Annotated in this window: 20 protein-coding genes and 2 other annotated features; of the genes, 5 read left to right on the top strand and 15 right to left on the bottom strand. The window is 47.9% G+C overall.

All coding sequences use genetic code 11. The annotated features are described in order from the left end of the window. Positions 1-443: 443 nt before the first annotated feature. From groL to RQP50_RS01395, 6 genes are all read right to left on the bottom strand, one after another. A complete protein-coding gene (gene groL, locus RQP50_RS01420) occupies positions 444-2,081 on the bottom strand; it encodes a chaperonin GroEL (protein ID WP_021254325.1) in 1,638 nt (545 codons plus the stop codon). Between the two features lie 124 nt (positions 2,082-2,205). Further along, on the bottom strand, positions 2,206-2,490 hold the full coding sequence (groES, locus tag RQP50_RS01415; protein WP_021254326.1) for a co-chaperone GroES: 285 nt from the start codon (positions 2,488-2,490) through the stop codon (positions 2,206-2,208). A 299-nt stretch (positions 2,491-2,789) separates the two neighbouring features. After that, positions 2,790-3,572, bottom strand: coding sequence for a twin-arginine translocase subunit TatC (gene tatC, locus RQP50_RS01410; RefSeq protein ID WP_072727401.1), 783 nt, complete (start codon positions 3,570-3,572; stop codon positions 2,790-2,792). 77 nt (positions 3,573-3,649) lie between these two features. Then, the gene (locus tag RQP50_RS01405; RefSeq protein ID WP_021254328.1) at positions 3,650-3,919 is read right to left on the bottom strand and encodes a twin-arginine translocase TatA/TatE family subunit; all 270 of its coding nucleotides are present in this window, start codon (positions 3,917-3,919) and stop codon (positions 3,650-3,652) included. 127 nt (positions 3,920-4,046) lie between these two features. Next, positions 4,047-4,547, bottom strand: coding sequence for a MogA/MoaB family molybdenum cofactor biosynthesis protein (locus tag RQP50_RS01400; RefSeq protein WP_028531653.1), 501 nt, complete (start codon positions 4,545-4,547; stop codon positions 4,047-4,049). Between the two features lie 139 nt (positions 4,548-4,686). Next, a complete protein-coding gene (locus RQP50_RS01395; RefSeq protein WP_315742667.1) occupies positions 4,687-5,367 on the bottom strand; it encodes a 5-formyltetrahydrofolate cyclo-ligase in 681 nt (226 codons plus the stop codon). A gap of 323 nt (positions 5,368-5,690) precedes the next feature. Between RQP50_RS01395 and RQP50_RS01390 the strand changes: the two genes are divergently transcribed. Further along, positions 5,691-7,661: an ABC-F family ATP-binding cassette domain-containing protein gene (locus RQP50_RS01390; RefSeq protein ID WP_315742665.1), complete on the top strand. Its 1,971-nt coding sequence runs from the start codon at positions 5,691-5,693 to the stop codon at positions 7,659-7,661. Between the two features lie 140 nt (positions 7,662-7,801). Here RQP50_RS01390 and RQP50_RS01385 read toward each other — a convergent pair whose 3' ends face one another. From RQP50_RS01385 to RQP50_RS01350, 8 genes are all read right to left on the bottom strand, one after another. Then, a complete protein-coding gene (locus tag RQP50_RS01385; RefSeq protein ID WP_315742663.1) occupies positions 7,802-8,233 on the bottom strand; it encodes a YbaK/EbsC family protein in 432 nt (143 codons plus the stop codon). Between the two features lie 256 nt (positions 8,234-8,489). Continuing rightward, positions 8,490-8,615, bottom strand: coding sequence for a hypothetical protein (locus RQP50_RS01380; protein WP_265332066.1), 126 nt, complete (start codon positions 8,613-8,615; stop codon positions 8,490-8,492). Positions 8,616-8,701: 86 nt separating this feature from the next. Continuing rightward, on the bottom strand, positions 8,702-10,276 hold the full coding sequence (locus tag RQP50_RS01375; RefSeq protein ID WP_315742660.1) for a 2-isopropylmalate synthase: 1,575 nt from the start codon (positions 10,274-10,276) through the stop codon (positions 8,702-8,704). 145 nt (positions 10,277-10,421) lie between these two features. After that, positions 10,422-10,700 (bottom strand) — a binding site (T-box leader). A 62-nt stretch (positions 10,701-10,762) separates the two neighbouring features. Further along, positions 10,763-11,047 (bottom strand) — a binding site (T-box leader). 114 nt (positions 11,048-11,161) lie between these two features. After that, on the bottom strand, positions 11,162-12,163 hold the full coding sequence (gene tsaD, locus RQP50_RS01370) for a tRNA (adenosine(37)-N6)-threonylcarbamoyltransferase complex transferase subunit TsaD (RefSeq protein ID WP_315744522.1): 1,002 nt from the start codon (positions 12,161-12,163) through the stop codon (positions 11,162-11,164). 69 nt (positions 12,164-12,232) lie between these two features. Further along, positions 12,233-12,682 carry a ribosomal protein S18-alanine N-acetyltransferase gene (gene rimI / locus RQP50_RS01365; RefSeq protein ID WP_051249928.1) on the bottom strand — a complete coding sequence of 150 codons (450 nt, stop codon included), beginning with the start codon at positions 12,680-12,682 and terminating at the stop codon, positions 12,233-12,235. Between the two features lie 138 nt (positions 12,683-12,820). After that, the gene (tsaB, locus tag RQP50_RS01360; RefSeq protein ID WP_315742657.1) at positions 12,821-13,702 is read right to left on the bottom strand and encodes a tRNA (adenosine(37)-N6)-threonylcarbamoyltransferase complex dimerization subunit type 1 TsaB; all 882 of its coding nucleotides are present in this window, start codon (positions 13,700-13,702) and stop codon (positions 12,821-12,823) included. Positions 13,703-13,705: 3 nt separating this feature from the next. After that, complete coding sequence (gene tsaE, locus RQP50_RS01355; protein WP_021254337.1) at positions 13,706-14,185, bottom strand: tRNA (adenosine(37)-N6)-threonylcarbamoyltransferase complex ATPase subunit type 1 TsaE; 480 nt, start codon at positions 14,183-14,185, stop codon at positions 13,706-13,708. Between the two features lie 296 nt (positions 14,186-14,481). Then, positions 14,482-14,673: an H-type small acid-soluble spore protein gene (locus RQP50_RS01350; protein ID WP_028531648.1), complete on the bottom strand. Its 192-nt coding sequence runs from the start codon at positions 14,671-14,673 to the stop codon at positions 14,482-14,484. 216 nt (positions 14,674-14,889) lie between these two features. Here RQP50_RS01350 and ku point away from each other — a divergent pair, with 216 nt between their 5' ends. The 3 genes from ku to ligD all read left to right on the top strand — a co-directional run bounded on the left by ku (position 14,890) and on the right by ligD (position 18,088). After that, on the top strand, positions 14,890-15,993 hold the full coding sequence (ku, locus tag RQP50_RS01345) for a non-homologous end joining protein Ku (RefSeq protein WP_315742654.1): 1,104 nt from the start codon (positions 14,890-14,892) through the stop codon (positions 15,991-15,993). Further along, positions 15,993-17,039, top strand: a complete 1,047-nt coding sequence (locus RQP50_RS01340) for an ATP-dependent DNA ligase (protein WP_083544783.1) — start codon at positions 15,993-15,995, stop codon at positions 17,037-17,039. Before ku ends, RQP50_RS01340 begins: the two co-directional genes overlap by 1 nt. 107 nt (positions 17,040-17,146) lie before the next feature. Continuing rightward, a complete protein-coding gene (ligD, locus tag RQP50_RS01335) occupies positions 17,147-18,088 on the top strand; it encodes a non-homologous end-joining DNA ligase (protein WP_083544785.1) in 942 nt (313 codons plus the stop codon). Here ligD and cls read toward each other — a convergent pair. Then, a complete protein-coding gene (cls, locus tag RQP50_RS01330; RefSeq protein WP_072727408.1) occupies positions 18,071-19,498 on the bottom strand; it encodes a cardiolipin synthase in 1,428 nt (475 codons plus the stop codon). The genes ligD and cls overlap by 18 nt on opposite strands. A 185-nt stretch (positions 19,499-19,683) precedes the next feature. Here cls and RQP50_RS01325 point away from each other — a divergent pair, with 185 nt between their 5' ends. Beyond that, a complete protein-coding gene (locus RQP50_RS01325) occupies positions 19,684-21,891 on the top strand; it encodes a penicillin-binding transpeptidase domain-containing protein (protein WP_315742649.1) in 2,208 nt (735 codons plus the stop codon). The last annotated feature ends 41 nt before the right edge of the window (positions 21,892-21,932 follow it).

The following is a 21,932-nucleotide window of genomic DNA, read 5'->3' as shown; positions in this document are numbered from 1 at the left end:
ATCACTTGATACACTACATACAATAGGTAAATGAAAAAAATGTTAAAAATAATTCCTCAAACTGGATATATCAAGATAACTTCAGCTCCGTGTACAGGAATTCGATCACTGAGTTCAACAAAAAGAACAGCTATCCAGCGCTTGTGCGCGAATAGCTGCTTTGTCGATAACGGATAGGTTCACTTATTAACTGATTAAAACTGATCGCCTTGTCCACGAAGACGGGCCATTTGCTACCAGACTGTACCAACAGACTCTTCACCAGAACGGATGCGCTCAATCGCCATCTAGAATATGGCTGAGGAACATCTATATGCAGTAAAAGAAACCAATAAAAAAGAAGCCACTCAAACGTTCAGAGAACGAATGAGTAGCTTCTCATAATCAATGTAGATAATTTAGGCGCGGTCGACCATCTTCGAATTGCTTCGAAAATGATTCTATTACATCATGCCGCCCATGCCACCCATGCCACCCATGCCGCCCATATCAGGCATGCCGGCTTTTTCTTTCTCTGGCTTGTCAGCGATAACCGCTTCAGTTGTCAAGAACATAGCAGCAACGGAAGCTGCGTTTTGCAACGCGGAGCGTGTTACTTTTGCAGGGTCAACGATACCTTGAACGATCATGTCAACCCACTCGCCAGTAGCAGCGTTGTAGCCTACGCCAACTTTTTCATTCTTCAAGCGCTCAACGATAACGGAGCCTTCTTGACCAGCGTTGTCAGCGATTGTACGAACTGGAGACTCAAGAGCTTTCAGGACGATGTTCACGCCTGTTTGCTCATCGTCAGAAGCTGTTACAGCTGCAACTGCATTGTATACGTTCAGAAGCGCAGTACCGCCACCTGCAACGATACCTTCTTCAACTGCTGCACGAGTCGCGTTCAAAGCATCCTCAATGCGCAATTTGCGCTCTTTCAATTCTGTTTCAGTAGCCGCACCAACTTTGATAACTGCTACGCCGCCTGCCAATTTAGCAAGACGCTCTTGCAGCTTCTCTTTGTCGAATTCGGAAGTTGTTTCTTCCAATTGCGTACGGATTTGGTTCACACGCGCATCGATGTCCGCTTTGTTGCCAGCACCATCTACTACGATTGTGTTTTCTTTTGTTACACGAACTTGGCGAGCAGTACCCAATTGATCGATCGTAGTCGATTTCAATTCCAGACCAAGCTCTTCTGTAATGACTTGGCCGCCAGTCAATGCGCCGATATCTTGCAGCATTGCTTTACGACGGTCGCCAAAGCCTGGTGCTTTAACAGCTACGCAAGTGAATGTACCGCGCAATTTGTTCAGAACCAATGTAGGAAGTGCTTCGCCGTCTACATCTTCAGCGATGATAACGAGCTGCTTGCCTTGTTGAACGACTTTCTCCAATACTGGCAAGATTTCTTGGATTGTCGAGATTTTCTTATCTGTGATCAAGATGTACGGATTGTCCAGAACAGCTTCCATCTTGTCTGTGTCTGTAATCATGTATGGAGAGATGTATCCACGGTCGAATTGCATACCTTCAACCACTTCAAGTTCTGTGTTGAACCCTTTGGATTCTTCCACTGTGATTACGCCATCTTTGCCAACCTTCTCCATCGCTTCAGCGATCAACGTACCTACTTCATCGTCAGCTGCAGAGATCGCTGCAACTTGAGCAATGTTTTGCTTGCCTTCGATCGGCTTCGCAATGTTGTGCAATTCTTCAACTGCTGCACGAACAGCCTTCTCGATACCTTTGCGAACTACCATTGGGTTCGCGCCAGCTGTAACGTTCTTCAAGCCTTCGCGAATCATCGCTTGAGCCAGAACCGTAGCTGTAGTTGTACCGTCACCAGCAACGTCGTTTGTTTTCGTAGCTACTTCTTTAACGAGTTGTGCACCCATGTTTTCGAATGCATCTTCCAACTCGATTTCTTTCGCGATTGTTACACCGTCATTCGTAATAAGCGGAGAACCGAATTTCTTCTCCAATACAACGTTGCGACCTTTTGGTCCAAGTGTCACTTTAACCGCATTTGCCAAAGCATCTACACCACGAAGCATCGCACGACGTGCTTCTTCAGAGAACAAAATATCCTTAGCCATTAGTGAAACCCTCCTCAATTCGTATCAATATGTTCATTCATTCATCTTCATGTATGTGATTCAGCGGTTCCCTCTCTGGAACGTGATCATGTGATTGCAAAATGAGCGCATACGCTCTCCGGCTCTATTCGCCGATTACTGCGTGGATGTCGCTTTCTTTCATAATCAAGTATTCTTTGCCTTCGAATTTGATTTCAGTTCCAGCGTATTTGGAGAACAGCACGCGGTCGCCTTCTTTTACTTCCAAAGCCACACGTTGGCCGTCTTTCCACACTCCGTTACCTACTGCCACAACTTTACCTTCTTGCGGCTTTTCTTTGGCAGTGTCCGGCAATACGATTCCGAAAGCTGTAGTTTCCTCCTTCGCAATTGCCTCGATCAATACGCGTTCACCTAAAGGTCTGATCATGAAAAATAGCCTCCTTTTAAACAAGAGTTATAAAGTGAAGAATCCGCTGCCCGATAGTACGGACAAAGGCTCCACAACAAAATTAGTAATGTGTTAGCACTCGATAGTGGTTAGTGCTAATAACAATTCTTATGATACTGATTTTAAGATTCGATTGCAAGGGGGTATTCGCTTAAAAATTTTTAACTTTTTATAACCCTTATGTGTCCAAAGCTTATAAAGACGGGCTGATTTAAACAAAAAATGCAGGTAAGGAAAAGTGCATATCGAATCACACTCTCTCTACCTGCATTTATAACTTAAGCGATTGTCGCATCTGCTGATTCATCGAACTCTTTCTCCCAAGCAAGCTGTTCTGCTATCTGTTTGCGATAAACAATCGAAGACAAGAACACACTTAACTCATAAAGGATGAGCAGCGGAATCGACACCAAGATGTCTGAAATGACATCCGGCGGCGACAGCATCGTACCTAACACAATTAAGATAAAATACGCTAAACGGCGCATTTTGCGCAGCCGAAGCGGATTTAACAACCGTATTCGTGTCAGGAACATGATCACAACTGGCAGCTCAAACAGCAGCGATATCGGGAGCAATATATTGAACATGAACGAGAAATATTGCGTAATCCCATACGTTGCTTGCAGATCCATATGCTTATTAATACTAGAAGTGAACTCGAAAGCCATCGGAAAGACAACAAAATACGCAAATGACAGCCCTAACAAAAATAATACGAACACAAAGGGCACATAACGAAGAGCCGCTCGCCGTTCTATCACTCTCAAGCCCGGACTAACGAAAGCCCACAGTTGATACAGCGTAATCGGCAGCGTAATCGCCAAGGCAAAAATAAAGGCGAACTTCATATAAATATTGATGCCATCCCAGAGCGAAAATCCATGCAGGGGGATATTTTTGGCCGGCTCGACACTGCGCAAATAGGTATAGATCGGATCAGCTATAATAAGTCCGCCTACAAGCCCAATAACAAGCGCCACCAGAATGAGAACAATCCGCTTGCGCAGTTCGACAATGTGCTCGACCATTGTCATTTGGTCTTCCTTTTCTATCGACATTGCTACACCAGCCTGTTCATCACATTGTTGCAATCTTCGCTAGGTCACAGCCAGTAGGTTGTGACACCAATGAAGCATTATTCCGGCAAACGCCGCTGTGATTCGGAATGAGTCGCCGAAGCCGTAGGAGAAGGCTGTTCAGACTTCTCTACATCTACATGCTGCACTTCCTTGCGAACAGGCTTAGATTCTTCGTCATCGCCCATAATATCGCGAGCACCTGCTTTGAACTCCCGTAAAGTGCGGCCAAATGCGCGGCCAAGCTCAGGAAGTTTATTCGGTCCGAACAATAACAAGGCAATAATCAACAGCAACAGAACACCAGAAACCCCGATTCCGTTAAACACCTTGTAATTCCACCTTTCATTGCCTCTATAAAATGAAATGCTATGATATACATCATAACATACTAGATATGTAGAAAATACCAATGAACTGTAACAAATTTATGAAAATCATTCCAAATTCGGCACACTACTCGAATTCGTCTGCACTGCTCAAATTCCCGCTAACCGCGTACAAAGCATGCGGCAACTGGTCGATAATCGCCAGCAAATGATCGTGTACACCCTTTGGACTTGCAGGCAAGTTGATAATGAGTGATTTGCCTCTTATTCCACAGACTGCACGAGACAGCATTGCCTTGCGGGTTCGCTGCATAGCTGCGTACCGCATTGCTTCTGCCAATCCAGGAACTTCCTTATCAATCACCTTCATCGTCGCTTCAGGCGTCACATCACGCGGAGCTAATCCATTTCCTCCGGTGGTAATAATTAAGTCCGCTTGGAAGTAGTCAGCCATCTCAATTAATGATGCTGAAATATCATTGACCTCATCCGGCACAATCCGGTATTCTACAACCTCACCATGCAATTCTTCCTCGACTAGCTCACGGATAACCTGTGCGCTCGTATCCTCCCGTTCGCCACGTGAACCTTTATCACTTGCTGTTAATATCGCCACTTTCCAAAGCATGTCCATTCCTCCTTCCGCCATTCGCCAATTCATCATAATAATCTCTTGTTCCATGCTAAAGCTCGTTTATATTTCCTCAGTTGTGTCTGTCTAGTCCAATATAAAAAGTCGCAGTCTAATCAAAAATACCATGAGTCTGCTACTGCAATCCAAGTTCGAGCTCTTCCTGCGAAATCCTTCCTCGCTCGCAGAAAATTATGCCTTCTTCGGAAATAAGCAGATCCACCCCAATGTCATGGGGCTCCATCGGAACATCATCAGTAATCTGCCAAGAATAGACACAGCTTATCCGCACGACTGATAGATCCTCTTCGACTCCTTGTTTGTTCGTGAAGCTCTCCATATAAGACTGCCAGAAGCGGTCATAATATCCAGCCCCTAATCCGAGTCTGCCGCCTTCGGTATCAAATGCAATACCAGGTACAATAATTACGTCTAGAATTGTCCATTCTTCGCTCGGCAGCACATCCGTATGTGCTTCAGGTTCACGGAGTCCGAAGCAGCCATCCGTAAACGTCGTGCGGTCATCCCATCGATGCAGTGTCATTGTTCGTGTAGCAGGGATCGTTCGCGGCAAGTAAATCTGATCTCCAGCTGCTAAACATGCAGCAAGCAATGGTTTGATGTCCAATTCTCTTCCAAATGGCCAATAGCCAAATATCCGAAGAGGGCGTTTCAAATGTTCCCGCAGCTGCGCGAAATAGGCAGAAGCATGATTGCATACTTCTGCACTGGATACAGCGTACTCCTTCTCCATTACCGCCTTTCGGCGCTGTTTGAATCGTTCTCGTAGTATGCCTTTATCTGCCGCTTGCTCCAACTGTACCCCTCCTCCGCTGCGTTACATTCTTCCATTCGGCGTAAATCTCTTATGTATGTTCATTTACTCTTATTTTCACTCATTTTCACCATTTTCAACCTTAGTTTACCATCCTTACTTCATTTCCGCTAGCTATGCGCAAGCATTCTCCATTTTCGATACCGACTGCTTTCGTTATTATCATCTCATACATGGAAAGACTTCGCACTTTTCCGCATTTTCATGTAAACTTAAGAGGATATGTTCAATTCTGATTGCTCTTGTAGCACGGATTGGACAACCTCTTAAGACATGGTAGTTTGCCCAAAACGGAGGAGATACCGATGCTGCTTCAAGCGAACGGCATATGCAAAAGTTACGGGATTACCCCCGTGTTATCCAACATTACTTTTCAAATTTTAGAACGTGAGCGGATTGGCTTAGTTGGGGTCAACGGCGCCGGCAAGTCTACGCTCCTGCAAATGATTGCGGGAGAGCTCACACCTGATGATGGCATCATATACAAGTCGAAGGAAACTCGAATCGGCTATCTTGCCCAACATACCGGCCTTCACTCGGAACGGACGATTTGGGAAGAGATGATGTCCGTATTCTCTCACCTCATTGAGGCTGAGCAGGAGCTTCGAGAATTAGAGCGTCTTATTGCTGACCCTGCAACTGCGGAGAATGAATCTCGATATGAAGAGATCTTGCGTCGATATGCGGAGCAACAAGATTGGTTCCGCCAGCATGGCGGCTACGAGATGGAGACGCGTGTGCGAAGCATCTTGCACGGCATGGGATTCGGCCAGATGGATCCGAACACGATTCATATTCACACGTTGAGCGGTGGACAGAAGACGAGATTGGCACTTGCCCGAATTTTGTTGCAACAGCCTGATTTGCTCTTGCTTGACGAACCTACGAACCATCTAGACATCCATACCCTTACATGGCTCGAAGGTTACTTACGCTCCTACCCTGGCGCTGTCCTTGTTGTATCGCATGACCGATACTTCCTAGATGCGATGGTGACGACGATCATCGAGATCGAACGCCATCAGGCCAAGCGGTATACAGGCAATTATTCGAAATATATCGAGTTGAAGGCAGCCGAATATGAGCAGCAAATGAAACTCTATGAGAAGCAGCAAGTTGAAATAGCTAAGCTTGAGGACTTTGTACAGCGCAATATCGTACGCGCCTCAACAACCAAGCGTGCACAAAGCCGTCGTAAAACACTCGAAAAAATGGAACGAATCGATAAGCCATTAGGGGATCTGAAGCGTGCAAGCTTCAGCTTCGAGATTACACGTCAAAGCGGGAAAGATGTGCTTAAAGTAGAAGAAGCATCTGCCTCCTATGACCATAAGCCTCCATTATTCCGCCACGTAAGCTTCGAATTGAAGCGTGGAGAAATGGTCGCACTCATTGGCCCGAACGGAATCGGCAAGTCAACCTTGTTGAAAGCATTGACTGGCAAGCACGATCTATTAGCTGGACAGATCCAATGGGGCACGAATGTTACGATTGGTTACTATGATCAGGAACAGACAAATTTGAACCCGAATGTAACCGTCATGGAGGAAGTATGGTCTGCCTATCCGCATATGGATGAAGTTCGTATTCGAACCGTACTCGGAAGCTTCTTATTCAGCGGAGACGATGTACAGAAGAAGATCGCTTCTCTCAGTGGTGGGGAAAAAGCTAGAGTAGCACTAGCCAAGCTGATGCTCCTACAAGCAAATGTGCTCATACTCGATGAGCCGACCAACCATTTGGATCTATTCAGCAAGGAAGTGCTCGAATCCGCTCTGATTGACTATGAAGGCACACTGCTCTTTATTTCACATGACCGTTACTTCCTGAACAAGATGGCTGAGCGCATCGTGGAAATGAGTGCAGAAGGAACGTGTCATTTCCTAGGAAATTATGACGACTATGTAGAGAAGAAGCAGCAGCTAGAAGAAGATAAGGATCTGCTCTCCACAAATCCATCTCAGCCGAGCAAACCTGCTTCATTCCAGAGCAGTACGGCGGAAGGCAAATCAGAAGCAGCACCTAGCGGATTGTCTACGTATGAAGCAGATAAGCAGTCGAAGCGAGAAGAACGCGCACGACAACGTAAGCTGGAGCAAATCGAGAAGCAAATTGCCGAGTTGGAAGCAGAGATTGCTGCTCGTGAGCTAGAGCTTACCGAACCCGAAGTGTTCAATGATTATGTACGCGTCCAGTCGATTCAAGAGCAATTAGATGCGTCCAAGGCCGCACTTGATGAAGTATATGCCGAGTGGGAGCTGCTTATGGATGCATAAGAAAGTTTATCCTCAATACGTGTTGAAAAGGGATCTCCATTGGGATCCCTTTTTTTGTATACACTTCAGGCACCATACAACTTATCCATATGAACTATGTGATAGAAACTACCTTTCCGTTCGTCAATTCCACTAACTGCTCAGGCGTTAATTGAAAAGACAGCTTTGGGATGGCCTGCTGCGGCCCATATCACTTCATATTTCATCAGTTCTTCGTCGATCAGCGTCTCAATCGATTCCTTATGGGCAAACGGCGGAACACCTCCGATCACATAGCCTGTATGTTCTCGGACAAAATCAGCATCTGCCTTGCCAATCTTTTCGTTCAATAGATAACTGATCGCTCTCTCATTTACGCGATTCGTCCCACTTGCCACAATCAGCAAAGGGAGGTCTGCAGCCTTTCTGCGAAATATAATTGACTTTGCGATTTGCGATATTTCACACCCGATTGTGTTTGCGGCTTCTTGCGCGGTTCTCGTGCTATCCGGCAGCTCAACAACCTGATTAGGCAGACCCCTAGCTGCAAGCTTGTCCTGCACAATCTGAGCACTGTTCTTAAGCTCATCCATTCCAACACCTCCATCACAGCTCGGTGAATCAATTTTACTCTGAATGGCTACTTACAAGATGGATGGTCAGTGCTGAATAGCATCAGCACCGAACCATTATTTATCGGGAGAAAGATAAGTCATCCCGCAGCATCCATGCCCCGCATCCCACTCCACCATTTGGAATTTTCATGAAGAAATGCATACCTTAAGACCACATCCACGTAAATCACAGGTTATTCACAAGATTCATCTTTATGAAACAGAATTCAAGTTTTCATTTCCACTCATTTTTTATTGGTAGAGCAGTGTTTTGATTTTGTAAACCAAGATTATCCACTGTTTTATCCACATTATCCACAATTCCAGTGTATTCCATTGCAAATGTTATTCTTTTTTTCACCAAAACTAGATCCTTAGTCCTGCATGGCCGAAATCGTTCTATCCACGTTTTCAACGGAATATGTGGATAACTTTGTCCACACTTCGTTAGGATACCTCCACAATCCTCGACTCGGCAATAGGGTCTGACTCAGCCACTTGGCCTCGAACGGCTTGATTGCATGCAGCAACATAGGCTTGTGCAGCCGCCATTACAATATCTTGGTGCATCGCACTTCCTTGGTAGCGGCATTCATTGCACGACACGGTAACTATGGCCTCGCCCGCAGCATTCTCCCCGGAAGACAAGGAATGAAGCTCTAAGTCTTCAAATTGAATCGGTTCAGAGAAGGACTGCGTAATTGCCCGTATCACGGCTTCAATTGGCCCGCTGCCCACACCGGCGTAAGTATGCTCCATTCCAGTATCCTGCTTCTTAACTACCACGGAGGCAACACGACTGCGAGAGCTCCCCGCTATTACTTGAACATCAAGCAGTTCAACAGCCTCCAGCTGTTCATTCAACGTCTCCCCGATGCAATGAAGCAGTTGTTCATCCGTCACAACCTTCTGCTGATCAGCCATCTGCTTGAAGTTCGCATATACCTCTTCCAACTGATTCGTATCCAATGAGACTCCATATTGGGCAGCTCTATGCTTGAGTGCATGGCGTCCCGAATGCTTGCCCAGAATAATCATATGATGAGGAATGCCCAGCTCAACAGGATCCATGATCTCGTAAGTGCTGCGGTTTTTGAGCAATCCATCCTGATGAATACCAGACTCATGCTGGAAAGCGTTGCGGCCCACAATCGGCTTGTTGAATGCAATCGGGAAATGCATCATGCGGCTAACCATGCGAGACGTTTCGTATAAGTGCTCTGGCTTGATCTGCGTGCCCGCCCGCAATACATCATTCCGCGTATTCAGTGCCATCACGAGCTCTTCCAACGCGCAATTGCCTGTGCGTTCCCCAACCCCATTTACCGTTACTTCAATCTGAGTAGCTCCTGCCTTAATCGCAGCGATGCTGTTCGCAACAGCAAGACCCAGATCATTATGGCAATGGGCACTGAATTGAACTTGGTCTGCCCCCCGCGCGCCTTGTCTCACCTTGCGGAATAATGCTCCGTACTCCTCAGGAAGAGCATAACCAACTGTATCCGGCAAGTTAATAATTGTGGCTCCTTCTTGAATAGCAGTCTCTACAAGTTCAATTACATAATCAGCGTCTGCGCGTGTCGCATCCATAGCCGTGAACTCAATCTGATCTACAAATTGCTTGGCGTAGGACACCATTTCCCGTGCCATTTGCTTCACTTCTTCCCGAGTCTTGCGCAGCTGATATTGCAGATGAATATCCGAAGCGGAAATAAAGAGATGGATACGTCTCTTCGCTGCATCTTCGGTTGCGCGAACCGCAGCATCGATATCCTCTTTTACCGCACGTGCAAAACCACAGATTTCAACCTCAGGGAACATTCTTGAAATGCGCTGTACGGCCTCAAATTCCCCTGGGCTGGATACCGGAAATCCCGGCTCCATGACATCTACACCCAATGCAGCGAGTCTCCCCGCCAGCTCCAACTTCTGATCCAACGTGAGAGCTGCACCTGGTGCTTGCTCTCCATCCCGCAGCGTAGTATCGAAAATTCGAACCATATTGCTATTGTTCGTTGACATAGAAAGTCCTCCTTCATATGGAAAGGCTATAGGGAATCAGCATAGAAACTCGTTATTCATCTTCAAACGGAAATTATTTTTCTGTCGTCCAGAGACATACTCCAAAAGGAGAAATGAATACAAAAAAACCTATCGTCTCCACGTATCAGGAGACGACAGGTTGTATGCCGCGGTACCACTCCGATTGAAGGCCATATAAGACGCAGGCGCAGCCAGCTCCTATTCGAGACCTTCCTCTCATGCCTGATAACGGCAGGTACCGTAACTGCTTATCGAATATAATCGGAATATCGTCATATCCAATCATGCTCGTTCAGCTGTTCCACTCCCAGGCGAGTTCAGACTTTACTGTCACTGCGTCGCATCACCCCGCAGCTTGCTGTGAGACAGTTCAACTCTTACTACTCCTGTTCGTTGTGTATGAATACTATGTTATTGTCGTGTCGTTCGATTAAGTTGGGTGACAATAAAAAAACCTGTCGCCTCGTTAGAGACGACAGGTGTTCTGCCGTGGTACCACTCTAGTTGATGAACTCCATCTTCGCGATAGATGAAGCCTCATCCGCTTCATGCACATGTCGATACACGCAGGCCACAGCCTAGAAATATATCGTCATGTACGCCCGATGACGGGGGCTACCGTATCTGCGTACTTCATTCCGCCGATCCGCTCACAGGCGAGTTCAGGCTTGCTGCCACTGCGTTGCACCATCCCGCAGCTCTCTTCATTTGAACAGCAATTTCCCTACTACTCCTGATCTTAGCGTTATACCGTATTTCCCATTCCATGGAAGGATTTAGGTTTGATGACTATTATATTGCCCTCATCTGAAATCGTCAATACCTAATTATCGACGCTTGAAAGAAGCTGCATTCTGCAATGGATTACACGGACCACGCTTCTAAGGAGAACGATGGCTCTGCCTTGAAGTCAAGCGGCGTAGACTGACCATGCTTCCACTTCAAGTAAGCAGCAGCTCCAATCATTGCCGCATTGTCCGTACAATATTCGAATGGCGGGATGAGCAGCGGAATCCCCTCAGCAGCACAGCGTTCTGCCAATGCTGCCCGCAGGCCCCGGTTGGCGGCAACCCCTCCGCACAGCAGAAGCTGCTTCGCACCGTATTGTTGAACAGCCCGCATCGCTTTGCCAATCAGCACGTCGATGACAGAGAGCTGGAATCCACGGGCAATTCCTGCGTAATTCGGCTCGTCCCCCTTCATCTTTGCCTGGTTGACCGCATTCAGCACGGCAGATTTCAATCCACTGAAGCTGAAGTCGTACGATTCGGGATCAAGCCAAGCTCGGGGCATCTCGACCTCCTCGGTTGATTCAACTGCCAGCCGGTCGATATGCGGACCCCCCGGATATGGGAAGCCGACTGCCCGTGCAACCTTGTCATAAGCCTCGCCTACTGCGTCGTCTCTTGTACGCCCGATTACCTGGAATTTTCCTTCTTCCTCCAAGAGCACAAGTTCTGTATGACCCCCAGACACTACGAGCGCCATGCATGGGTACTCAATCTCTTCCACTAGTCGATTCGCATAAATATGACCCGCAATATGATGAGTTCCAATGAGCGGAATATCAAGAGCCATAGACAGTGATTTGGCAGCGACAACGCCAACAAGCAGCGATCCGACTAGACCCGGCCCTTGTGTTACCGCAATTGCATCTACATCTGCCATCATAACGTCTGCTTCCTGAAGCGCCTGCTCCAGCATCACCGTAATCGTCTCGACATGCTTGCGAGAGGCAATCTCAGGAACAACTCCGCCGAAGCGGCGATGAACGTCGATTTGACTGGACACCATATTGGACAGCACCTCTCGTCCATCGCGGACGAGAGCTACTGAGGTCTCATCGCAGCTCGTTTCAATAGACATAATGAGGCAAGAATTATCTTTAATAGATTGGTTCGTCAATGATTTCACCTGCTTTAATCAGTTAGCGCCTTAGGGTCTTGCATAGGGAGCCGTAGGATCCAAGTCTGACCACATAATAAGCGCGTCTTCTTGGTTATCGGAGTAATAGCCTTTGCGCACGCCTTGCGAAGTGAAGCCGAACTTGGCATACAATCGCTGTGCGACATGATTCGAGACACGTACCTCAAGTGTCATTCGCAGCATTTCAAGTGAGTGCGCCAGCTGAACTAGCTCTTGGAGCAGCATTTCTCCGAGCCGCTGCCCTCGATATTCTGGATGTACAGCAATATTCGTAATATGCGCCTCATCCAGGACGGTCCACATTCCTGCATAACCGATAATACGCTCACCCGCTGTCATCACGATATATTTTGCAAATAAATTGTTCGTCATCTCATTACGGAAAGCATCTTGTGTCCATGGCAACGTAAATGAAGCATGCTCAACCGCGAGCACACCCGAGATATCATCAATCGTCATACGGCGAAATTGAACATGTTGAGCTTGTTTCAGCTGAGAAGAGTGGTTAACATTCGCCTCGTCCTGACCTGCATGCCGCGGCTGTGACACAATTCCAGCCTTCTGTTCTTCAGCTTGTCCCATTCGAAGTACGCTCCTTTACGATTGTTGTACAGCCTTGGCTGCCGCCTGCTCCTTCGCTAGCAGCTTCGATTCCGCTTCCGTCAATTGTGTGTAATTCGGCTCCAGTCGGTGTGTGTCACCAATCTCACCTTGATGGAAGGCCTTGCTTCCAATTCGGCCGATCCAATGGGCCTTCATCATACAAGGAACCGCATGTATCCGATCTCCGAATTGTTCTTGAAGTGCTGCAATTCGTTCCAAATGCGGCTCAATCTCTCCGACGAACCATACATGTTCGGGCATATCAGCCGGCTCTAAATCAGTGGATTGCAATACGTGTGCCACCTCTTCAGCCACCTGACTGAACAATCGAATCCCATCCTCTTGCACGCGATATCCGAGCTGTGTATCCCATTCCGATTCTTGTCCAGAAGTCTTATCTTCTACTTCGACAGCACCTGTATCTGTTCCTGTGCGGAACCGAGCCGTATATACTTGGCCTCTCCGAGCGTCCACTAACGGATAAACCCAGTCTTTGCCTATCTTTAGGATCCCATCTGAGACTTTTCCCTCGCGAACAGCTTCTAGTCCGCTTAGCGCTAATGCATGCAAGCTTGACACGCCTACAACCGGCTTGCCCCATGCCCAGGCCATGGTCTTCGCAGCTGTAACGGAAATTCGCACACCTGTATAAGAGCCTGGTCCAATCCCCACTGCAAGGAGAGAAAGATCGCTCCCCTCCCAATCCAGACCCTTCAGCATGGATTGCATCGCTGGAACCAGCTTCAAGGAGTGATTGCGTTCAGCCTGCGATTCAAGCTGAGCTGCTGTTCCCCTATCATGAAGAAGCGCTAGAGCCATAGTAGAAGTAGAGGTATCTAACGCTAACACCTTGACTTGCTCATGTTGTACTGCCATGATTCATACTCCCATCCGTTTCAATTCATTCACCCATGACACGTACGGCTCCCCGTATCCAGTCAATCGAATGATGCGTTCTGTCTCTCCCTCATTCTGAATGAACAAGTGCAAATGCTGTGGAGGCAAGATCGGGGTAATAATGCTGGACCATTCCACCAAGGACACGCCTTCTCCATAGAAGTACTCATCCAGCCCCAGCTCGTCCGCTTCCGCCATCGATATCCGATATACGTCCATATGATATAAAGGCAACGCATCGCCTTCGTATTCCTTAATAATCGTAAAGGTTGGGCTGTTCACGACACCCGTAATGCCCAGCGCCTTCGCTACAGCCTGTGAGAACCTCGTCTTGCCTGCGCCTAAGTCCCCATCAAGCGCGATTACAGTTCCCGCATGGAACCGTTCAGCCAGCCGGGAAGCCAGTCGTTCCGTATCCGCTTCGCTGCTTGAGCGGAAGGCAAATTCCGCAATTTGATTCATATTTGTCCTCCATCACGATACGTATAGTAACTAAGTTATCATTATAGCATAAATTCAACATCTCCAAACCGAGATCTACCTTAGAAACATGCGAAGTCATCGTACAACTATACCCTTAGGAAAATGATTTCTATGACCCTACATGCAATCCATGGTACACTCCCCTCACCATCCTAAAACCATTTTCACCTGCCAAAAAGAAAGGCATAAATCAAATGTCTAATATACAAAAAGACACCTGCATGCCGCAGGCGCCTTCTCCCTTCTTTTGTTTCCATCATTCCATACAAGAGGCGTTAATGCTTTTTCTCCTCAACGAGGCGGTCTACCGCTACCGTCTGCGTGTTCAATGGACTCGTTCCCACTTGAACGGTCGCCATACTATTTGCTACATCCACGCTTTCAATCCACACAGACTGCTCCCCATCCAAGCGAACGGGCACAGTATCCTTCATCTCTAATATTTGCTTCGCACGGTTGGCATCCATCATCTTGTCCCATCCTCCTTCATTTTCCACGCCGCATGCGGCATATCCTGCCTGCAGCCACCTTCTGTTAAGATGGCTCAGCGCTTCCTATTTCATGCATGATTCTGAATGGGTAACCCCTGTGCATCTGTCACATACTGAGATCAGGCAATCATTTTACATTTGTCATGCTTACTAATGTGATCATCAAGTATCGATAAGCAAAGGAGGCACAGCATGCATACGGTTTGGAAAGGCGCCATAAGCTTCGGCCTTGTACACGTCCCTGTCAAAATGCATACCGCAACCGAGGATAAGGATATATCCATGCGCATGATTCATAAAGAGTGCGGCAGCCCGTTATCCTACGTTCGATCCTGTCCGGTATGCGACAAAGAGGTGGCCTGGGACGAGATCATCAAGGGATATGAGTATGAGAAAGGGCGTTTCGTCTTATTCGACAAAGAGGAATTGGAGCAGCTGCAAGAAGAGGCCAACCGTGCTATCTCCATCATTGATTTTGTCGATTTGCAGGAAATCGATCCAATTTATTACCAGAAAACGTATTACCTCTCCCCAGACCAAGCTGGGGCGAATGCGTATCAACTTCTGAGGGAAGCCCTCAATGAGACTGGCAAAATAGGAATTGCTAAGGTTACCCTTCGGGCTAAGAGCAGTCTTGCTGCAATACGTGTGTTGAACAATTGCCTCGTAATGGAGACGATGCACTACCCCGACGAGATCCGGGCATCGACTCAAGTTCCGAATGTTCCGGAACAGGTACAGGTGAACCCCAAAGAACTAGAGATGGCCAAGCTGCTTATTAGCCAGTTATCAACCTCCTTCGAACCTGAAAAATATACGGACGAGTACCGAGCACGCTTGTTGGAACGTATCGAACAAAAAATTGCAGGACAAGAGATTCGTACCGCTCCAGCTGCTCAGCCTACCGCTAATGTCGTTGATTTGATGGCTGCATTGCAAGCTAGTATCGAGGCAATGAAATCACCTGCACCGATTAGCACGGATACAGGCGTAAGCCAGCCGGTAACAGCAAGCAATGCAACAGCTACAGAAGGCGCATCGTCACGGAAACGAAGAACAACTAAACGAAAATCAGAAACGGCAGCACAGGAAGCAAATACCGAGCAGACCGGTGCAAATGCAGCTGCTAATGAGTCAACCTTGTCCGAAGAAGCTCCTCGAAGCAGGCGCAAGGCTCGCAGTACTTCTACACGCGTGCCGGCTAAGCAAGCAGCCAGCGGAGAAGCTGCAGAACCAGCCCCTCCTGCACGTCGGCGCAGAAGTACTAAGAAATCGAAGGAAGGCTTGAGCTCCTAATGAGAGAGGATGGGCCGCGTAATCTGACTGCAACGTCGATTGCCAATTCTAACGTTCCCTCACAATCAGACTTACTTTCTATACCTTCTAATCAAGGTACAGAACAGACGAAGGAATCTCTTTCTGCTGCGTATCGACTGCCTGCCCCTCCCATGTCCCCGCTGCTGTCCTCCCATATCCCTACAGGAGCAGGCTGGACGCATCAACTAAAGTGGGATGGGGTACGCATATTAGCTTTATGCTCTCCTGGGAGCGTACAGCTGTACTCGAAGAAATTGCTTAACAAGACCAGTATCTACCCAGAAGTAACCGGGATACTCAATCAATGGTCGAGAACGCTTCAGCACCCTGTGCTCTTGGATGGAGAAGTCGTTGTAATGGATCCTAAGACGCTGCGCCCGTCATTCCCGCTTGTGCTTCAGCGGGAGCGGACAAGAGCGCAAGGAGCAGGTAAAGCGTTGCAAGCCATCTACGTACTCTTCGACCTGCTCGCATGCAATGGGAAGGATGTCCGGGCATGTCCCTACTCTGAGCGTTATGAACGCCTTATTAGCCTGCCAATACCATCAACAGAACGTTGCTTCGTAACGGATTGCTTCGATGATGGCGACGCCTTATGGCAGTGGGTCAACGAGCGTGGGTGGGAAGGAATCGTCAGCAAGCGATTGGATTCGCCCTATGTAGAAGGGAAACAGCATCGAGATTGGATAAAGAAGAAGAAGGATATGCAGCTTGAGTCTTTCGCAATTGGCTATGTGCGTAAGGACAATCGTCCTTCAAGCATTGTCTTGGCGGATTCTGCAGGGCAATATATAGGCAAGGCCTCTATCGGATTGGACGAGCTCCGCAGACAGCTGCTTACGGCATGGGCAATCAAGCATCCAGCAGACCGTCCAACAACACAAGGGCTGCCTGCTTCCTTATCGAAGGAGCAGATTATCTGGTATCGACATCCTATCCCTTGTCTCATCGGTGCTCTAGAATACACAGACGCTGGCTTGCTTCGCCATCCGCGCATCTTAACGCTGCCACTGCTTAATACCTGAAATTCCAAAACATTTTCAAACACGGTACCTGATAAATTCGGCTATAGCGCGTTGAAGAGTGGCCATAGAGCGGCCATCATCAATGTGCGTGAAGGAGGTTTCATATATTGGGAACTTCAAAGGGGACTATCAGCCAGGCACAGACTTCTGCCACGACATTGAACATCGGCGGGAATCATGTGCAGATTACCAATCCTGACAAGATGCTGTTCCCTGAAATGGGGATTACTAAAGGACGGTTCATGCAGGAGCTTGTACGGCTTAGTCCTTATTTGCTGCCTGCATGTGAAGGAAGATACTTAACGACAATACGTTATCCAGATGGCGTAAGCGGGAAATTCTTCTATCAGAAAAATGCCCCTGAGCCCACTCCACCTTATGTTCAAACGGCTGTATCGGAAGGCATTTCTTATGTGGTGCTCAATGATATTACGACATTGCTCTGGCTTGGGAATCTGGCTTGCATCGAATACCACCCCTCCCTGCATAAGGTTCATGACCCGCTTCCGACGGAGTGGATTATTGACCTTGATCCGTCTGTCGAGGAGGAGCCTCGGATCATGGAGGCAGCTGCGCTCGTCGGTGATATGCTGGAGCAGCTGGGGCTCCGCTCCGTGCCGAAGACCTCCGGTGCAACAGGCGTACAGATTGTAGTCCCCATTGAGCAAGGCCCTTCCTTCACTCAGTTAAAAGAACTGGGACATGTGGTTGCGGCTTATTTATGTGAACGTCACCCGAAGCTGTTCACGATTGAACGATTCAAAAAAAATCGCGGCACTAAGATTTATATCGATTACATGCAGCATGACAAAGGACGAACCATCGCGGCTCCCTATACACCACGAGCAACGCGATATGCGTCCGTCTCCATGCCGCTTACTTGGGATGAAGTCAGACGGAATCCGATGCCTCGGGATTTCCATCTGCTTAATGCTGCTGATCGCCTGCAGCTAACAGGCGATCTCATTCAGCTTGAGCCGAAGCAGCACATTGAGCCAGTATTGGAAGCACTAGCAAGCCATATTGCTGCATTACAGAAGCGGCGATAGCAGCCGAGCCAACGCCTCGGCTGCCCGTTGCCAGCGGGAGCGATGAACGAACTTCGTATAATCAATTTCAACACTGTCATCAAAATCCTTATAGAAATCCTGCTCCAATCGTTCAATTGCCTGCTTGTCGAACAACACCGCATTGATCTCAAAATTACTAAAAAAGCTGCGCATATCCAAATTCGCAGTTCCGACTGAACCCAGCGCGTTATCCATAATAAATGCTTTTGCATGGGCGAAGCCTTTCTGATATTGATAAAAGCGAACCCCGGACTGCATGAGCTCTTCCACATAGGATAAGGAGCCCCAATCTACGATGCGTGAATCCGACTTCCCCGGAATAATAACCCGCACATCAATTCCGCTTACCGCTGCCGTCTTCAATGCAAGCCGGATGCTTAAATCAGGAATGAAGTATGGCGTTATTATCCACATCCGTTCCTGCGCCGAGCTTAATGCTCCGAAGAACAGCTCTTGAATGGCATCCCAGCTTGCGTCTGGCCCGCTTGAAATCATCTTCACCTGCTCACAGCCTTGACAGGTATGTTCAGGAAATAGATCCTGCCGATCATTCGGCGGCTCCTTCACAAAGGACCAGTCGTGCAGAAATACGGCCTGAAGCGCGTAGACACCATCCCCTACTACCCGCAAATGTGTATCTCTCCAAAACCCCAGCTTGTGGTTCAACCCTAAATAATCGTCACCGATATTAATACCGCCAACAAATCCAATCGTCCCGTCAATCACGACAATCTTGCGATGGTTCCGGTAGTTGAGCCTGCGCCGAAAGAAAGATACCCACACAGGAAGGAACCAATGAAATTCCACGCCTGCCTGCTGGAGCTTGCGCACATATTTGCGCCGCAGCTCAATGCTTCCTACCCCATCCGCAATGATGCGCACCTTGACGCCTTCCTTCGCCTTCGCAATCAGTGCTTCTTGAAACATCGTGCCAATACCATCATCTCGAATAATATAAAATTCCATATGTATATGACGCTTCGCCCCGCGGATAGCGTCCAGCATCGATTCAAACGCAGCCTGTCCATTCGTTAATACCTCAGTTGAGTTGCAGCTGGTTATCGGGCTGGGCGACAAAGTAGAAATTAAAGAAAACAAACGTTCATGCTTAAGCATATCGCTGTTGTTCAATTCCTCAACTTGATCAATAATACTCAACTTGGACAGCTCGCTTTTATTAACGTATTCTCCCCACAATTCATGCTTGCGCACACGTCTACGAGCCGTATATTCCTGAGCCAGAAAGTAATACATGACAAAGCCAATGAGAGGAAAGCAGAAAAGAATCAATAACCAGGCAACTGCTTTAGATGGATGCTTGTATTCTGAGAGCACAATCGTCACGATTTGGAAGAAGTACACAAGCAATATTACGATGACCCATATCATGAATTCGTGCAACCTCCGTAATGTGACGTCTTCTATTTATACCATATTCCTATCCATTCCAGATCATTTGATGGTTCACACGAACAGTACTGCGTTTTTTCCATTGTATCCTCTTGTACAATAACCACACTCCATGTACAGTAAATATTACTACCCCAACACTTTCCATGGAGGATCAGTCGATCATGAACCGCAGAATTCGATTGCGCGTATTTGCACTAGGTATGATCATGGTATTTGTTTTTCTCGTCTTAATCATACGCACGTTCTGGATTCAAGTCATCAGTTATGATTTCTACATGGAACACAATGTAAAGACTTGGGCGCGCAGCGAGGTTCTTCTGGCCAAAAGAGGCACAATATATGATCGAAACCAGAAGCCGCTTGCTCTCGAAGCCTCAGCATATAATCTGGTGGTTTTCCCGCAGGAGATCGAGCATCTGAAGCAGCAAAGTCGAGTTGCCGATGGGCTTCATCAAATAACGGGCAAACCTCTTCCCGAGCTCAATGATCTCATTAGCCGAACGAAGCAGCGCCAAGTCGAAGTGCGCACAGAAGGCTGGCTCATGGACTATTCGAAGCTCGATGATTTCCGCACCCTCTTCGGCAAAGAATTGGATTATGGAGAGTGGCTGCATTTCCCTGATTATGGGGTTGGATTAATGAAGTCCTCCAAGCGTTATTACCCCTATAATCAATTAGCCGCTCACGTACTCGGATATATCAATAAAGAAGGACAAGCTGTATCCGGCATTGAAGGCAAATTCAATGAACAGCTGCAAGGTGTGAATGGCAAGGCAGCATTTCTGAGGGATAATCGCGGCAACCCCATTGCACTGGCAAGCCGTTCGACAACACCGCCCATTGACGGTCAGTCCGTAACGCTTACGATTGATATCGAGGTTCAGCGGTTCGTAGACGAGGCCATGACTCGTGTCATGAAGCAATGGCAGCCTGCCAGAGCCATGGCCGTTGTTATGGATCCGCATTCGATGGAAGTGCTGGCTATGTCCTCGAAACCGGATTTCAACCCGAACCGATACTGGGATATATCGAATATTGGCGCTTTGACGAACGATACCATACATTTCGGATACGAGCCTGGATCCACGTTCAAGATCGTTACGCTTGCGGCTGCCATTGAGGAGAACGTATTCCGACCGGAAGATACATTTGTCTCTGGCTCGATCAAGGTTCCCGGCAACGTCATTCACGATGTGAAGAAGGATGGCTGGGGAACGATCAGCTACCAGCAAGGATTGGAGAAGTCAAGTAATGTCGCCTTCGTCAAACTGGGCCTGGAGAAGCTCGGTAAGGAGAAGCTGTACAACTATATTGACCGCTTCGGATTTACATATCCAACAGGCATCGAATTAAGTGGAGAGGCAGCGCCTCTTGTTCGATTTGAGCGTCCCTCCGAGGTTGCAACCGCGACCTTCGGGCAAGGTAGTGTGCGCGTAAACACACTCCAGCTTGCTACCGCTTATGCCAGCATCGCGAACGGCGGGAAATGGATGCAGCCGAGTATTCTGAAGAATGACTCCTCTCCTAACGCTCAGACTGAGCGTCAGGTCGTCTCCCCTGCCACTGCAAGAGAGGTCACAGAGCGCTTGGAGCAAGTTATCCTAAAAGGTACTGGCAAGCCTGCTATCATTGATGGCTATCGGGTAGCTGGCAAGACCGGAACTGCACAGAAACCAGCCAAACGAGGCTATAAGAAAGGAAATTGGCTTATTTCATTTGTCGGCTACGCACCGGCCGATAACCCGAAGGCTGTCGTCGCGATTGTAGTGGATGAGCCCGATCTTGGGGGTGACTTCACCTTGGGTGGTCAGGTCGCTATGCCCGCCTTCCGCTCCATCATGCTCAGTACGCTTCAATATATGGGGATTAAGCCCGATCCAAGTCTACTCCCTACTAACGATGAAGGTTCTGAACCACCGGTAAAGATCAACAGCAAAGTGGAAGCGAAGAATACAGCTGTCGTAGGAAATTATAAATCAAAACCGGTAAAGGACTCCGTGCAGGCTATCAAAGATAGACGCATGCATGCCGTTGTACTTGGAAAAGGTACGCAAGTGCTTGAACAATATCCGCAGCAGGGTGAAGAGCTGTATGAACAGCAGCCAGTCTATTTACTAACAAGCAAGGAGAAGGACGTTCCCCTCCCTACGCTTGCCGGATTGTCGCTGCGAGACGCACTTACCATCTGCCAGTTGCTTGATCGCAAAGCCACCATCATCGGGGAGGGGTATGTCGTCAAGCAAGAAGAGAGTATGGCCGGAGAACAACAATCTGTAACACTCTATTTGCAAGCCGGAAGCTATCGAAATCCACAACAAGGCTCTACTTCTTCTGAAACTTTGGTGCCAACCAAGACAGAGAACAAGTGACGCCTCCACGAAAAAAGGTATGTTTTGAGGAATCATTGAAT

The organism is Paenibacillus suaedae, assembly GCF_032337355.1.
Taxonomy (GTDB): domain Bacteria; phylum Bacillota; class Bacilli; order Paenibacillales; family Paenibacillaceae; genus Paenibacillus_B; species Paenibacillus_B suaedae.
Note: the sequence above shows the minus strand (reverse complement) of the source record. Positions and strands in the feature narration are given on the sequence as shown.